Source organism: Hymenobacter jeollabukensis (assembly GCF_005771675.1).
Lineage (GTDB): Bacteria > Bacteroidota > Bacteroidia > Cytophagales > Hymenobacteraceae > Solirubrum > Solirubrum jeollabukense.
The window spans coordinates 43,236-58,926 of sequence record NZ_VAJM01000011.1; the positions used below are offsets into that span (position 1 = coordinate 43,236).

The following is a 15,691-nucleotide window of genomic DNA, read 5'->3' on the forward strand; positions in this document are numbered from 1 at the left end:
AGGGGAAGGGGGCCGGGGGGTGAGGCGCACCGTCTGGGCGGCCCTCCTGGGGCTATGCTCACTCACTGCCCAGGCCCAGGAAGCCAGCGTATATTTCTTCCCCGGCGTGTCGCACCCGCCGCAGGTGTACCAGGGGCCCGAGGCCGACGGCTGGCAGATTCCGCAGATTACCGAGCTGAACCGCGACCGGGCCCGCGCCACGGCCTATTCCTTCGCCTCCGAAGCCGCCGCGCTGGAAGGCAACCGCGAGAAATCGGGCCGGCTGCTGTCACTCAACGGCCCCTGGGACTTCAGCTTCGCGCCGAAGCCGGCCGATGCGCCCAAAGACTTTCAGCGCAGCCGCGTGCAGGGCTGGAAGCAGCTCACCGTGCCCTCGAACTGGGAGATGAACGGCTACGACCTGCCCATCTATAAGTCGGCCAAGTACCCCTTCCGGCCCGTCGATCCGCCCTTCGTGCCCCAGGACTACAACGGCGTGGGCTCGTACCAGCGCAGCTTCTCGGTGCCAGCCGACTGGAAGAGCATGAACGTGACCCTGCACTTCGGCGGGGTCAGCTCGGCCTTCAAGGTGTGGGTGAACGGCAAGTTCCTGGGCTACGGCGAGGACAGCTGCCTGCCCTCGGAGTTCAACGTGACGCCCTACCTGCAGGCCGGCGAAAACGTCGTTTCGGTGCAGGTGATGCGCTGGTCGGATGGCAGCTATCTGGAAGACCAGGACCACTGGCGCCTCAGCGGCATCTACCGGGAAGTGCTGCTGCTGGCCGAGCCGAAAATGCGCCTGGCCGACTTCCACTGGCAGGCCAAGCTCGACAAGCAGTACCAGGACGCGGTGCTCAGCGTCCGCCCGCGCCTGGAAAACTTCACCGGCGACAACGACCTGAAGGGCTACGAAGTCCGGGCCCAGCTCTACGATAAAGCCGGTAAACCGGTGCTGGCCCAGCCGCTGCAGCGCACCGCCGAAAGCATCATCAACGAGCCATACCCGCGCCTCGACAACGCCAAGTTCGGGCTGCTGGAAACCAAGATTCCGGCGCCGCTGAAGTGGAGCGACGAGGCGCCTAACCTGTACACGCTGGTATTGACGCTGACCGATAAATCGGGTGCGGTGCTGGAAAGTAAGAGCTGCAAGGTGGGCTTCCGCAGCGTGGAGTTTGATAAGCAGACGGGCAAGCTGCTCATCAACGGCAAGCTGACCTACCTGTACGGCGTCAACCGCCACGACCATCATCCGACCAAGGGCATGGCCGTGAGCAGGGAGGACATCCGCAAGGACGTGCTGACGCTCAAGCAGTTCAATTTCAACTGCATCCGCACCTCGCACTACCCCAACGACCCGTATTTCTACGACCTCTGCGACGAGTATGGCATCCTGGTCATGGATGAGGCCAACCTGGAAACCCACGGCCTCGGCGCCAAGCTCAGCAACGACCCGGCCTGGACCGCCGCCTACCAGGAGCGCAGCATGCGCATGGCCCTGCGCGACAAAAACCACCCCTCGGTGGTGTTCTGGAGCCTCGGCAACGAATCGGGCCGGGGGCCCAACCACGCTGCCATGGCCGCCTGGCTGCACGACTTCGACATCACCCGCCCGCTGCACTACGAGCCGGCCCAGGGCGACCCGCACCTCGACGGCTACATCAGCCCCTCCGACCCCGGCTACCCCAAAAACCACGCCTACCGCATCCAGGTCCCCCGCGACCAGGCCTACGTGGACATGGTCAGCCGCATGTACCCCGGCATCTTCACCGCCGAGCTGCTGGCCAATCAGCCCAACGGCGACAACCGCCCCATCTTCTTCTGCGAGTACGCCCACTCGATGGGCAACGCCACCGGCAATATCAAGGAGTTCTGGGACGCCTGGCGCGCCACCAAGCGCATCATCGGCGGCTGCATCTGGGAGTACCGCGACCAGGGCCTGCTCAAGCGCGACTCGGTGGGCACGGCTTACTACGCCTACGGCGGCGACTTCCAGGAGAAGTACTACGACGACTTCACCATCAAGGGCATAGCCGACTCCGAAGGCAATCCGAAAGCGGCCCTCTACGAGTGCAAGCGCGTGAATCAGCCGCTGGAAACCACGCTGGCCGACGCCGGCCAGGCGCTGGTGAAGGTGCAGAACCGCCACGCGTCGAAGTCGGCCGCCGACTACCTGCTGACCTTGACCCTGCGCGAAGACGGCCGCGTGGTGGCTACCAAGCCGCTGCCCCGCCTGCGCCTGGCCGCCCAGCGCGACACCGTCATCAACCTGCAGCCCTACTTGCCCAAGCTGAAAGTCGGCGCGGAGTACCTGGCCACGGTTTCGTTCACCTTGCCGGAGGCTACCGGGTGGGCGCCGAAAGGCCACGAAGTAGCCGCTAACCAGCTAGCCTTGACCGGCCTGGCCCAGCCGCAGAAGCCCGCCAAAAGCTTCCCCGCCGTGGCCGTGCGCGACGAGGCCAAGAGCTACGTCATCAGCGGCAAGGGCTTCACCGTCAGCATCGACAAAACAACGGGCGCGCTGACCAGCTACCAGCAGAACGGCGCCGAGCAGCTGGCCGCCCCGCTGCTGCCCCACTTCACCCGCCCGCTCACCGACAACGACCGGCGCGGCTGGAAGGCCCCGAAGAAACTCAAGCCCTGGTTTGAGGCCCAGCCCAAGCTCGAAAGTCTGACCCTCGACAAATCCACTACCGGCCAGGCCAGCCTCACCAGCACCTACGCCCTCATCGACGCCACCACCAAAGTGCGCGTGACTTACACCGTAAACGGCGACGGAGTGCTGAAAGTAGACTACGCCCTCACGCCCGCCGCCGGCCTGCCGAACCTGCCCCGCGTGGGTTTGCGGGGCGGCATCCGGCGCAGCTACGACCAGCTCAGCTACTACGGCCGCGGCCCCTGGGAAAACTACATCGACCGCCGCTACGGCATCGACGCGGGCATCTACAGCCACGCCTTGCCGGGCGCTGCTGATTCCTACGTGGTGCCCCAGGAATTCGGCACCCGCACCGATATCCGCTGGCTGCAGCTCTCCGACAAGCAGGGTCGCGGGCTGCTGGTAGTGGCCGATTCGCTGCTGAGCATGACCGCGCTGCCCTTCACCGAGCAGAATATCCAGTCGGCCCGCCACACCAACCGCCTCAAGGATGCCGGCTTTATTACCCTGAACCTCGACCTGGCCCAGATGGGCGTGGGCGGCAACACCAGCTGGGACGACCAGGCCGCCCCGCTGCCGCAGTACCAGCTGCCCGCCAAGCCCTACCGCTACAGCTTCTACCTGCTGCCGGTGGCTGGGAAGAAGAAGCCCGCCGACCTGGCCCGCCGCATCCGGTTTCCGACCTCAACCGCCCGCCAGACCACCACGCCGCCCGCTGGAGCAACCGGCTCCTTGCGCTGAGTTTCAAAATTCATTTCCTCCAATCCGCTGCATCCCGCGTCTGGCCCCCCGAAGAAATGCTTGATACGCATTTCCCTTTTCCGGAGAGGGGGCCGGGGGGTGAGGCGCAACGCTCCACCATGTCCGCCGAACACATTCACCTGAAAGGCATTACCTGGAACCACAGCCGCGGCTTCGTGCCGATGGCCGCCACCGCGCAGCGCTTTGCGGAGCTGCACCCGCACGTGAGCATCAGCTGGGAAAAGCGCAGCCTGCAGCAGTTCGCCGACGAGTCCATCCAGCAGCTGGCCGAGCGGTTCGACCTGCTGGTTATCGACCACCCCTGGGCCGGCTTCGCCGCCCGCACCGGCTCCATTCTGCCGCTGAATGAGCATCTACCCGCCGCCTTCCTGGCCGATCAGCAGGCCAATACCGTGGGCCACTCCTACGAAAGCTACGGTTTCAGCGGCCACCAGTGGGCCCTGCCCATCGACGCGGCCACGCCCGTAGCCGCCAGCCGCCCCGATCTGCTGGCCCGGCACGGCTTGTCTGTTCCGAAGACGTTCGAGGAGCTGCTGCAGCTGGCCGACCGGGGCCTGGTGGCCTTCGCGCTGATTCCCATCGACACGCTGATGAGCTTCTACATGTTCTGCTGCTCGCTGGGCGAAGACCCCTGCCAGCGCGAGGACGAGGTGGTGAGCGAAGCCGTGGGCGTGCAGGCCCTGCAAATGTTCCGGGAGCTGGCCCGCAAAGTCGACCCGGCCTGCTTCCAGCGCAACCCCATCCAGGTGTACGAGGCCATGACGCAGACCGATGAGCTGGCCTACTGCCCCTTCGCCTACGGCTACAGCAACTACGCCCGCCGCGGCTACGCCCGCCAGCTGCTGCACTTCCACGACCTGGTGGCCCTGCAGCCCGGCGGCACGCCCATGCGCAGCACCCTGGGCGGCACCGGCCTGGCTATTTCGGCCAAGTGCCAGCACGTGGAGGTGGCGGCCAAGTACGCCGAGTTCGTGGCCTCGCCCGGCTGCCAGCAGACGCTGTACTTCGACAACGGCGGGCAGCCCGGTCACCTTGCTGCCTGGCAGGCCGAGCACCCGAATCAGCAGAGCCACGACTACTTCCGCGCCACCCTGCCCACGCTGCAGCGCGCCTTTCTGCGCCCGCGCTACCACGGCCACATGTTCTTCCAGGACCACGCCGGCGAGCCGGTGCGCCAGTACCTGATGCACGGCGGGGACGAGCGGGCTTTGCTCCAGCAGCTCAACCAGCTGTACCGCGAGTCGCGGCAGATGCAAGCGGCAGAACCGCAAGCCGCAACGGCTGAACAACGCTAACCGAACGACTACCCCAGCCCGTCATGTCGAGCTTGTCGAGACATCTCGCGTGCTGACGTCCGGCAGTAATCAACCTGACGAAAGGAATTACTACCGGACCTCAGCACGCGAGATTCCTCGACTTCGCTCGGAATGACGGTCTGGAAGCCAAAGTCTAAATCAACATCCCATGTCACTTCCCCTGGAAGGTCTGCTCGTCATCGAGTTCAGCCAGTTTCTGGCCGCGCCCTCGGCGGGGCTGCGGCTGGCCGACCTCGGCGCGCGCGTCATCAAGATTGAGCGGCCGGGCGCGGGCGAGGCCGGCCGGCAGATTGCCATCAAGAACCTGTTCGTCGACGGCAGCAGCCTGGTGTTTCACACCATCAACCGCCACAAAGAATCCTACGCGGCCGACCTGAAGAATCCCGAGGACCTGGCCCGCGTGCGGCAGCTGCTGGCCCGGGCCGACATCATGACCCACAACTTCCGGCCGGGCATCATGGAGAAAATCGGCCTTGATTACGACTCGGTGCGCGCCCTGAACCCGCGCATCGTCTACGGCGTGGTGACGGGCTACGGCCCGACGGGGCCGTGGGCCACCAAGCCGGGGCAGGACTTGCTGGTGCAGTCGATGGCGGGGCTGACCTGGCTGAGCGGCACCGCCCAGGACGGCCCCACGCCCTTCGGCATTGCCGTGGCCGATATCATCTGCGGCTCGCACTTCGCGCAAGGGCTGCTGGCGGGGCTGCTGAAGCGCGGCAAGACGGGCCGGAGCGTGCTGGTGGAAGCCAGCCTGCTGGAATCGGTGCTGGACATGCAGTTTGAGCTGCTGACCACCCACCTCAACGACGGCGGGCAGCTGCCCCGGCGCGGCGCCGTGCGCGGCACCGCCCACCCCTACCTAAGCGCGCCCTACGGCATCTACCCCACCCAGGACGGGCACCTGGCCCTGGCTATGGGCAACCTGCCCCAGCTCGATGAAACGCTCGGCTGCGGCATTCTGGCGGCGTTTCCGGAGCCGGCGTCCTGGTTTGAGTTCCGCGACGCCATTGCCGACAAGCTCACCGCCGCCCTGCGCGAGAAGCCCACGCAAGAATGGCTAGCCACGCTGGAGCCGCTGGGCATCTGGTGCGCCGAGGTGCTGAACTACCAGCAGGCCACCAGCAGCCCCGGCTTCCAGGCCCTGGGCATGCAGCAGCAGGTGCTGCTGCCCGACGGCCAGGAGCTGGCCACCACCCGCTGCCCCATCCGCATCGACGGTGAGAAGCTGTACGCGGCCCAGGCCGCCCCGCGCCCAGGCCAGCACACCGCCGAAATCGACGCGGAATTTCAACTGAATAACCACTAACCTAAGCCACCAAAGAAAGAGCGTTAGACCAAAACCGCGCCCCAATCCGCCCGCGCCGCCGTGGCTCCCCCTCTCCTTTTTCATGTCGCGCATCAAGCGAGGTAGGGGGCCGGGGGGTGAGGCGTATATAGCGCGACGAAGCACGCGAGATGTCTCGACAAGCTCGACATGACGTTCTGATTCAATCGTTTTACCCATGAAACCGCTCGAAGACTACTTAGTGGTTGATTTCAGCCAGTTTCTCTCCGGCCCCTCGGCGGCCCTGCGCCTGGCCGATTTCGGGGCGCGGGTCATCAAGATTGAGCGGCCCGAAACCGGCGACATCTGCCGACACCTGTACACCTCCAACGTCATCATGAACGGGGAGTCGTCGGTGTTTCACGCCATCAACCGCAACAAGGAAAGCTTCGCCGCCGACCTCAAAAACGACGCCGACCGCGCCCAGGTGTGGGAGCTGGTGCGCCGCGCCGACGTGGTGATGCACAACTACCGCCCCGGCGTGATGGAGCGCCTGGGCTTCGACTACCAGAGCGTACGGGCGCAGAATCCCACGGTGGTTTACGGCGAAATTTCCGGCTACGGTCCCGACGGCCCCTGGCGCGACAAGCCCGGCCAGGACTTGCTCCTGCAGTCGGTTTCGGGCCTGACCTGGCTGAGCGGCAACGACGGCAGCGGCCCGGTACCGATGGGCCTCTCCATCGTGGACATGCTGGCCGGGGCGCACCTGGCCCAGGGGCTGCTGGCCTGCTTGGTGCGGCGCAGCCTGCGCGGCGAAGGCGGACTGGTGCAGGTGAGCATGCTCGAATCGGCCATCGACTTCCAGTTCGAGACGCTGACCACCTTCTTCAACGACGGCGGGCAGCTACCCCAACGGACCCGGCACAACAGCGCCCACGCCTACCTCGGCGCGCCCTACGGCATCTACCAGACCCAAAACGGCTACCTGGCCCTGGCCATGGGTTCCATCCCGAAGCTGGGCGAATTGCTCGGCTGCCCGGCGCTGCTGAATTACCCCGAGCCGAAACAGGCCTTCGACCAGCGCGACGAAATCAAAGCCACGCTGGCCGAGCACCTGCGCACCAATACCACCGAGGCCTGGCTGGCCGTGCTGGAGCCCGCCGATATCTGGTGCGCCAACGTGCTGCGCTGGGACGAGCTGCTTCGGCACGAGGGCTTCCGCGGCCTGGAAATGACGCAGACCGTGCGGCAGCTCGACGGCTACGAGTACCAGACCACCCGCTGCCCCATCCGCCTCGACGGGGAGCGGCTGACTTCGCCCGTCGGCTCGCCGAAGCTGGGCCAGGACAACGCCCGGCTGCAAGAGGAATTCATGACCAGCAACGCCCGCCAAGATGCCTGAGCAACAGCCTTTCCGCGTGGCCGTGCGCAAGTTCGCGCCCTTCGAAGCCCACATGCAGAAGCTCTGGGCGGCCTTCTGCGCCCACTCCGGCTGCACGCTGCCGGCCGAGTTCGTGGCCCTGGACCTGCACCCGCTGCACCAGAGCCTGCTGACCGATCAGGGCCTGGCAACCGGCGCCTGGGACCTGGCCCACATCAACACCGACTGGCTGCCCGAAGCCCAGGCCGCCAGCGCATTGCTGGACCTCGCGCCACTGATTCGGCAGAACCCGCCGGCCGATTTTCCGCAGGGCTGGAGCCCGTCGTTGCTGGGGATGCAGGAATACGGCGGCACCACGCTCGGCCTGCCCTTCCACGACGGCCCGGAGTGCCTGATTTACCGCAAGGACCTGTTCGACAGCCCGACGGAGCAGGCCGAGTTCCGGCAGCTGCACGGCCGGCCGCTGCAACCGCCTGCTACCTGGGAAGAGCTGCAGCAGGTGGCCCGCTTTTTTCACCGCCCCGAGCAGAACCTCTACGGCTTCGTGGCCGCCGGCTACCCCGACGGGCACAACACCGTTTTCGACTTCTGCCTGCACCTCTGGACCCGCGGCGGCCAGCTGCACGACGGGCAGGACCGGCTGCAAATCGACTCCGAGGCGGCGCGGGCGGGCCTGAGCTTCTACCGCCAGCTGCTGCGCGACACCAACGCCATTCACCCGCAGTCGATGCAGTACGAGTCGGTGCGGGCGGGGCAGGCCTTTGCCCGAGGCGAGGCGGCGCTGATGATCAACTGGTTTGGCTTCGCGGCCGTGTGCGAGGTGGACGACGCCTGCCCGGTGCGCGGCAAAGTCGACATCACCGCCGTGCCCAGGGGCGAAAACACCGTGGGCAGCTCCGCGTCGCTGAACGTGTACTGGCTATATGCAATAGGTTCTGGCAGCCGGCACCAGCAGCTGGCCTACGACTTCATCCGCTTCGCCCTCAGCCCGGAAAACGACAAGCAGCTCACGCTGGAAGGCGGTATCGGCTGCCGGCTCAGCACCTGGCACGACCCGGACATCAACGCCCGGGTGCCCTACTACCACAAGCTGGCGGAGCTGCACGAAAAGGCCGAAACGCTGCCGCAGAAAGCCAACTGGGCCCAGCTGGCCGCCGTCATCGACGAAGCAGTGCTGCGGGCCCTGAATACCGACGAGCCTGTAGCCGAGCTACTGGCCGCCGCGCAACTGAAAATCAACGCCCTGGACAACCCTCTGGATTATGTTTAGCATCGACGGCACCCCGATTCCCTACCAGCCGGTGCGGCCCGCCCGGCCCCTGCCCATCGTCATCGTCGGGGCTGGCGGCATCGTGGGCGACGCGCACCTGCCCGCCTACCGCAAGGCCGGCTTCGAAGTGGTGGGCATCACCAACCGCACCCGCGCTAGGGCCGAAAAACTGGCCGCCGAGTGGAACATTCCGCACGTCTACGACTCGGTGGCCGAAGCCGTGCAGCACGCCCCCGCCAACGCGGTGTACGACGTGACCATCATGCCCGAGCAGTTCGTGGCCACCCTGGAGCAGCTGCCCAACGGCGCGGCCGTGCTCATCCAGAAACCGATGGGCGACTATTTCTGGCAGAGCCAGGAAATCCTGGAAGTCTGCCGCCGCAAGCATCTGGTGGCCGCCATCAACTGCCAACTGCGCTTCGCACCCTACGTGGCCGCCGCCCGGCACATGCTCAGCCAGGGCCTCATCGGTGAGCTGTACAATCTGGAAGTGCGCGTAACTTTGGAGACGCCCTGGGAGCTGTTTCCGCACGTGATGGTGCACCCGCGCCTGGAAATCCAGTACCACAGCATCCACTACATCGACCTGATTCGCAGCTTCCTCGGGGAGCCCGGCCGCGTAATGGCCAAGACGCTCCGGCACCCGGCCAAGGTGCTGTCCTCCACGCGCTCCACCATTTTGTTCGACTACGGCGACACCTTGCACGCCGTCATCAACACCAACCACGACCACTCGTTCGGGCCGCACAACCAGGAAAGCTTCATCAAGTGGGAAGGCACGAAAGGCGCCATTAAAGCCCGCATGGGCCTGCTGATGGACTACCCCCACGGCGTGCCCGACAAGTTCGAGTACTGCCTGCTGCGCGAAAACGAAGCCCCGGCCTGGCACACCGTCGAGCTGGAAGGCTCCTGGTTCCCGGACGCCTTTATGGGCACGATGGGCAGTTTGATGCAGTTCAAAAACGGCGAAACCAGCGTGCTGCCCACCAGCGTGGAGGACGTCATCAAGACCATGGCCGTGGTGGAAGCCGCCTACGCATCGAGCGACGGGAAGCCCGGCGCCCCGGGCGCGGCGGCCGCCTCAGCTGCCACTACCAACGAAAAGCGGTAGAGAGCAGGACACTTGCCCGGCTTTCCTACCGCATCTTACACGCTCAATAACTCCTCAAAACCACTCAACAAAACCACTCAACGACTCCCCACACCGTCAGCCGGTAGCAATTAAAGCAGCCCGCGCCGCTTTGACTGCGCTGCGTCGTCAGGCTCCCCCTTCCTCGCTTGATGCGCGACATCCCAGGAGAGGGGGCCGGTCCCGGAAGGGTTTCGCGAGGCCACCACCTATGTACTTCAAATCCACCTTCTTCGAAGACTACACCCTCGGCGACAAGCGCGTGACGCTGGGCCGCACGCTCACCGAAACCGACTTCGTGGTCCACGCCGGGCACACCGGCGACTTTTTCCCCCACCACCTCGACGCGGAGTGGTGCAAGACGCAGCCCTTCGGCCAGCGCATTGCCCACGGCACGATGGTGTTCAGCATCGGTATCGGCCTGACGGCCTCGGAAATCAACCCGGAAGCCTTTTCCAAGGGCTACGACCGGCTGCGCTTCATCAAGCCCGTGTTCATCGGCAACACCATCCGCTCGGAAGTCACGATTTCGGAGAAGACGGAGGGCAAGAAGCCCGGCTACGGACAGGTAACTGAGCACGTGGAAATCTTCAACGAGCACGGCGAAGTGGTGCTGGCCTGCGACCATCTGCTGGTGGTGAAGCTGCGGCCACAACACGCCTAGTTGAACGTCATGTCGAGCGAAGTTGAGACATCTCGCGTGCTGATGGCGGATAGTAAGCCTTGTTCAATGAGCAGATTACTATCGAGCGAGATGTCTCGACTTCGCTCGACATGACGACCTGACGAGGGCCGGATGACAGCCCGCCAGAATCCCCCAACTACCCCACCCAAAACCCGCTCCGCCCGATGGCCCTTGCCCCTGCTCCCACCCCGCCGCCGGTAGTCACCGGCAGCCCCACCAGCGCCCGCGCCTACCTGCTTCCGTTCATCCTGGTGGTGGGCGTGTTCTTTCTCTGGGGCATGGCGCACAGCCTGGATTCCATCCTGATTCCGCACCTGCAGAAGGCCTGCCAGCTCAACAACCGGCAGTCGACGCTGGTGGACACGGCCGTGTTTCTGGCCTACTTCCTGATGGCCATTCCGGCCGGGATGCTGCTCAAACGCCTGGGTTACAAAACCACTATTATCCTAGGCCTGCTGGCCTTTGCGGGCGGGGCGTTCCTCTTCATCCCCGCCGCCGATGCCCGCTCCTACGGCATGTTCCTGACGGCCTTATTCATCATCGGCTGCGGGCTGACCACGCTGGAAACCGCCGCCAACCCCTACGCCGCCGTGCTCGGGCCGCCCGAGGGCAGCACCAGCCGGCTGAACCTGGCGGCCTCGTTCAACGGCCTGGCCGTGTTCGTGGCCCCGATTATCGGCGCCAACATGATTCTCTCGGGCACGGAGTACAGCAAGGCCCAGCTGGCGGCCATGCCCACGGCCGAGCGCATTGCCTACCTCAACCACGAAGCCGCCGCCGTGAAGCTGCCCTACCTGGTGCTGGGCGCGGTGCTGGTGGCCGTGGCGGTGCTGTTCTTTTTCAGCAAGCTGCCCGAGGTAAAGGCCGCCGAAGCTGAGCCCTCCCAGGGCGGCGGCTTTTTCGCCGTGCTGAAACACCGGCACCTGACCTGGGCCGTGGTGGCGCAGTTTTTCTACGTCGGGGCGCAGGTCTGCGTGACGAGCTTCTTTATCCGCATGGCCAAGCAGGGCGCGGGCGTCGATGAGAAAACCGCCGGCTACTACCTGGCCGTGTACGGGCTGCTGTTTATGATCGGGCGCTTCGCCGGCACGGCCCTACTCAAGTACGTGGCCTCGCAGCGGCTGCTCTCGATTTACGCCGTGGTAGCCGTGGCCCTGTGCGCGGTGGCCGTGTTCGGCGACGGGGCCTACGTCATCTACGCCCTGGGCGGCATCGGCTTTTTCATGAGCATCATGTTCCCCACCATCTTCGCCCTGGGCATTGCCGGCCTCGGCGACGACACCAAGCCCGGCTCGTCCTGGCTGGTCATGTCCATCGTGGGCGGGGCCATCCTGCCCTACCTAATGGGCACGCTCATCGATATGCGCGGCGACAATATCCAGATCGGCTACCTCATCCCGCTGGGCTGCTTCCTGGTGATTCTGCTCTTCGGTCAGTACGGCTACCGCATCAACCGCAAGCTGGTGTAAGTCAGTGCTGATCTACTGAACGTCATGCTTGATCTGGCGTCCGCGCAGTCGAAGCATCTCTACCGCTTCGACGGATAGTAAACTCCGCAGACAGGCCCATGAATCGAGTACAATGAAGCGGTAGAGATGCTTCGCGGGGCTCAGCATGACGTTCTGAATTCTCTCTTGCCCATTACCACCCCCATGCAAAACCGGCGCAACCTTCCCCTGTCCCTACTGCTCCTGACGCTGCCCGCCCTGAGCTGGCTGCCGTCGGTATCGGCCTGGGCGCAGGCGGCGCCGGCCACTGCGGCCACTACCGAGGCGGAGCTGCAGGCCGCCTTCCAGAACCCGCCCGAAGCGGCCCGGCCCTGGGTTATCTGGTACTGGATGAACGCGGCGGTGACGCCCGAGGGCCTCACCGCCGACCTGGAGGCCATGCAGCAGGCCGGTATCGGCGGGGCCTTTTTGATGCCCATCCGCGGTGCGGGTGACAAGCCGCTTATTGACCCGCCGGCCCAGCAACTCTCGCCGCGCTGGTGGCAGATGGTGCGCCACGCCATGACCGAGGCCGACCGCCTCGGCCTGAAGCTGGCCATGCACGTGAGCGACGGATTCGCCCTGGCCGGCGGCCCCTGGATTACGCCCGAGCTGGCCATGCAGAAGGTGGTTTCCAGCGAAACGCGCATCAGCGGCGGGCGCCGGCAAACTATCCAGCTGCCCCAGCCGGCGGCGGTGAAAGGCTACTACCGCGACATTGCCGTGTACGCCTACCCCACGCCCACCGGCGGCGGGGTGTCGACCTACACCGTGAAGCCCGCCGTGACCAGCAGCGCCGCCGAGGGCAAGCCCGAGCGGCTAACCGTGGCCGGCAACAAGGACGGCTTCAAGCTCACCGAGCCGGGCTGGATTCAGTACGCTTTCGAGCGGCCCTTCACCGCCCGCAGCCTGCGCATCCGCTCCAACGGCTATAACTACCAGGCCAACCGGCTCATCGTGGAAGTTAGCCAGGACGGGCAAACCTTCCGGCCCGTCCTGCGCCTGACGCCGCCGCGCAGCGGCTGGCAGGACAGCAGCGCCGTCACCCACGCGCTGCCGACCACCACGGCCCGTTTCTTCCGCTTCCGCTACGACCCCGCCGGCTCCGAGCCGGGCGGCGAAGACCTGGACGCGGCCAAGTGGAAACCCGCGCTGAAAGTCTCGGAAATCCGGCTGTCGGCGGAGGCGCGCATCAACCAGTACGAGGGCAAAAACGGGGAAGTCTGGCGCGTGAGTCCGCGCAACACCGCCCAGCAGTTGCCCGATTCGCTGTGCGTGCCGCTGGGCAAAGTCCTTAACCTTACCGATAAGCTCGGCCCCGACGGCCGTCTGAACTGGACGCCCCCGGCCGGGCGCTGGACGATTCTGCGCGTGGGTCACACCGCCACCGGCTACACCAACTACACCGGCGGCGGCGCATTGGGCCTGGAGTGCGACAAGTTCAACCCCGCGGCCGTGAAGCTGCAGTTCGACAGCTGGTTTGGCGAAGCCCTGCGCCAGGGCGGGCCGGAGCTGGCCGGGCGGGTGCTCACGACCCTGCACGTCGACAGCTGGGAGTGCGGCTCCCAGAACTGGTCGAGCAATTTCGCCGCCGAGTTCCGGCAGCGCCGGGGCTACGATTTGCTGCCCTACCTGCCGGTGCTGGCCGGGGTGCCCCTGCAGAGCGCCGAGGTGTCGGAGCGGGTGCTGTTCGATTTGCGCCAGACCATTGCCGAGCTGATCGGCGACAAGTTTTACGCCACGCTGGCCGCCGAAGCCCGGGCCAAGGGCGTGACCATTTCGGCCGAGGCGGTGGCGCCCACGATGGTCAGCGACGGGCTGCTGCACTACCAGTACGCCGACGCGCCGATGGGCGAGTTCTGGCTGCGCAGCCCCACCCACGACAAGCCCAACGACATGCTCGACGCCATTTCGGGCGCGCACATCTACGGCAAGAACATCGTGCAGGCGGAGGCTTTTACCGAGCTAAAAATGGCCTGGGACGAGCACCCGGCCATGCTGAAAACCGTGCAGGACCGCAACTACGCCCTGGGCGTCAACCGGCTGGTGTACCACGTTTTCGCCCACAACCCCTGGCTGGACCGGCAGCCGGGCATGACCCTGAACGGCGTGGGCCTCTACTTCCAGCGCGACCAGACCTGGTGGCGCCCCGGCCGCGCCTGGGTCGACTATGCCCGCCGCTGCCAGGCGCTGTTGCAGCTCGGCCGCCCGGTGGTCGACGTGGCGGTGTTCAACGGCGAGGAAACCCCGCGCCGCGCCCTGCTGCCCGAGCGCCTGACCCGCACGCTGCCCGGCATCGTGGGCGCGGCGAAGGTGCAGAGCGAGCAAAAGCGCCTGGCCAACGTCGGCTCCCCGATGCGTGAGATGCCCGAAAAGGTGTCGGCCACGGCGAATAGCTTCACGGCCGATATGCTGGTAGACCCGCTGCACGGCTACGCCTACGACTCGTTTAACCCCGACGCGCTGCTGCGCCTGACCCGGGTGCGCGACGGCCGCATTGAGCTGCCCGGCGGGGCCAGCTACGCGCTGCTGGTGGTGCCCGGCGCCACCTCCCTCTGGCCCGACAGCACCTCCATGACGCCCGCCGTGGCCCAAAAGCTGCGGGAGCTGGTGCAGGCCGGCGCCACCGTGCTGCTCGACCGGCAGCCCGGCCGCAGCCCCGAGCTGCGCGGCTATCCGCAGGCCGACCAGCAGGTGCAGCAGCTCACGGCGCAGCTCTACGCGGCGGGCGCCGCCCAGGCTACCGCCGCCGCCACCGGGGTGCCCGCGCCGGCCGGCTCGGGGCGGGTGCTGCGCGGCCCCTACGCCGCCGACTCCTTCGAGCCGCTGGGCCTCCCGCGCGACGTGACGGCCCACTACGCCAGCGGCCAGCGGGCCCGCGGCCTGGCCTGGACGCACCGCACCGCCGAGCAGTTCGATATCTACTTCATTGCCAACCAGCTCGACTCCACGCAGACCATCGATTTGTCGTTGCGCGTGGCCGGGCGGCAGCCGGAGCTGTGGGACGCGGTGACGGGCGAAATCCGGTCCGCGCAGGACTGGCAAACCGACAACGGCCGCACCCGCCTGCCGCTGCGCCTGGAGCCCAGCGGCTCGGTGTTCGTGGTGCTGCGCCAGCCGACTTCGCAGACGGCTGTTCACAACGGCCCGAACTGGCTGACCACCACGCCCGCCCAGCCACTGAGCGGCCCCTGGCAGGTGCAGTTCGACCCGAAAGCCGGCGGCCCGGCCCAGCCCGTGGCCTTTGCGCAGCTCACCGACTGGAGCCAGCACCCGGACGCGGCCATCCGCCACTACTCCGGCACGGCCGACTACCGGCAGACCTTCCGCTGGAAGACCAAGAAACGCCCCGGCCAGCGCGTGTACCTGGAACTCGGGCAGGTGAACAATCTGGCCGAAGTGGAGCTGAACGGCCAGCCCGTCGGCACGGCCTGGACGGCCCCCTACCGCCTCGACATCACCGACGCCGTGCGCAAGGGCGACAATCAGCTGCGCATCCGCGTGACCAACACCTGGGCCAACCGCCTCATTGGCGACGCGGCCTTGCCCCCGGAGCAGCGCCGCACCAGCCTGACCACGGCGCCCGCGCCGGCTGCTACCCGGCCGCTGTTGCCGGCCGGCTTGCTGGGGCCGGTGGTCATCAGCACGGCTACTGAAACTGATTCAAAGACCTCGAAATAGAACGTCATGCTGAGCTTGTCGAAGCATCTCTACCGCTTCGCCTGCAACCATTCAACGAAGCGGTAGAGATGCTTCGACGGGCAC

9 protein-coding genes are annotated in these 15,691 nt (G+C 66.2%); all 9 read left to right on the top strand.

Annotation, left to right across the window (positions count from 1 at the left end):
* The first annotated feature begins 106 nt into the window (after positions 1 to 106).
* The 9 genes from FDY95_RS19400 (at position 107) to FDY95_RS19440 (ending at position 15,607) form a co-directional block, all read left to right on the top strand.
* A complete protein-coding gene (locus FDY95_RS19400; RefSeq protein ID WP_246074083.1) occupies positions 107 to 3,373 on the top strand; it encodes a glycoside hydrolase family 2 TIM barrel-domain containing protein in 3,267 nt (1,088 codons plus the stop codon).
* A 119-nt stretch (positions 3,374 to 3,492) separates the two neighbouring features.
* Entirely contained in the window at positions 3,493 to 4,689 is a 1,197-nt protein-coding gene (locus FDY95_RS19405; RefSeq protein WP_138080190.1) for an ABC transporter substrate-binding protein, read from the top strand.
* Between the two features lie 169 nt (positions 4,690 to 4,858).
* Positions 4,859 to 6,016, top strand: coding sequence for a CaiB/BaiF CoA transferase family protein (locus FDY95_RS19410; RefSeq protein ID WP_138080191.1), 1,158 nt, complete (start codon positions 4,859 to 4,861; stop codon positions 6,014 to 6,016).
* Positions 6,017 to 6,212: 196 nt separating this feature from the next.
* The gene (locus tag FDY95_RS19415; RefSeq protein WP_138080192.1) at positions 6,213 to 7,376 is read left to right on the top strand and encodes a CaiB/BaiF CoA transferase family protein; all 1,164 of its coding nucleotides are present in this window, start codon (positions 6,213 to 6,215) and stop codon (positions 7,374 to 7,376) included.
* Complete coding sequence (locus tag FDY95_RS19420) at positions 7,369 to 8,625, top strand: extracellular solute-binding protein (protein ID WP_138080193.1); 1,257 nt, start codon at positions 7,369 to 7,371, stop codon at positions 8,623 to 8,625. Before FDY95_RS19415 ends, FDY95_RS19420 begins: the two co-directional genes overlap by 8 nt.
* Positions 8,618 to 9,736, top strand: a complete 1,119-nt coding sequence (locus FDY95_RS19425; protein ID WP_138080194.1) for a Gfo/Idh/MocA family protein — start codon at positions 8,618 to 8,620, stop codon at positions 9,734 to 9,736. Before FDY95_RS19420 ends, FDY95_RS19425 begins: the two co-directional genes overlap by 8 nt.
* Before the next feature lie 229 nt (positions 9,737 to 9,965).
* Positions 9,966 to 10,418 carry a MaoC family dehydratase gene (locus FDY95_RS19430; RefSeq protein WP_138080195.1) on the top strand — a complete coding sequence of 151 codons (453 nt, stop codon included), beginning with the start codon at positions 9,966 to 9,968 and terminating at the stop codon, positions 10,416 to 10,418.
* A gap of 185 nt (positions 10,419 to 10,603) precedes the next feature.
* Positions 10,604 to 11,908 (top strand): L-fucose:H+ symporter permease, encoded by a 1,305-nt coding sequence (fucP, locus tag FDY95_RS19435; protein ID WP_138080196.1) that lies wholly within the window; start codon positions 10,604 to 10,606, stop codon positions 11,906 to 11,908.
* A gap of 183 nt (positions 11,909 to 12,091) precedes the next feature.
* On the top strand, positions 12,092 to 15,607 hold the full coding sequence (locus tag FDY95_RS19440) for a glycosyl hydrolase (protein WP_171025756.1): 3,516 nt from the start codon (positions 12,092 to 12,094) through the stop codon (positions 15,605 to 15,607).
* Positions 15,608 to 15,691 lie beyond the last annotated feature (84 nt).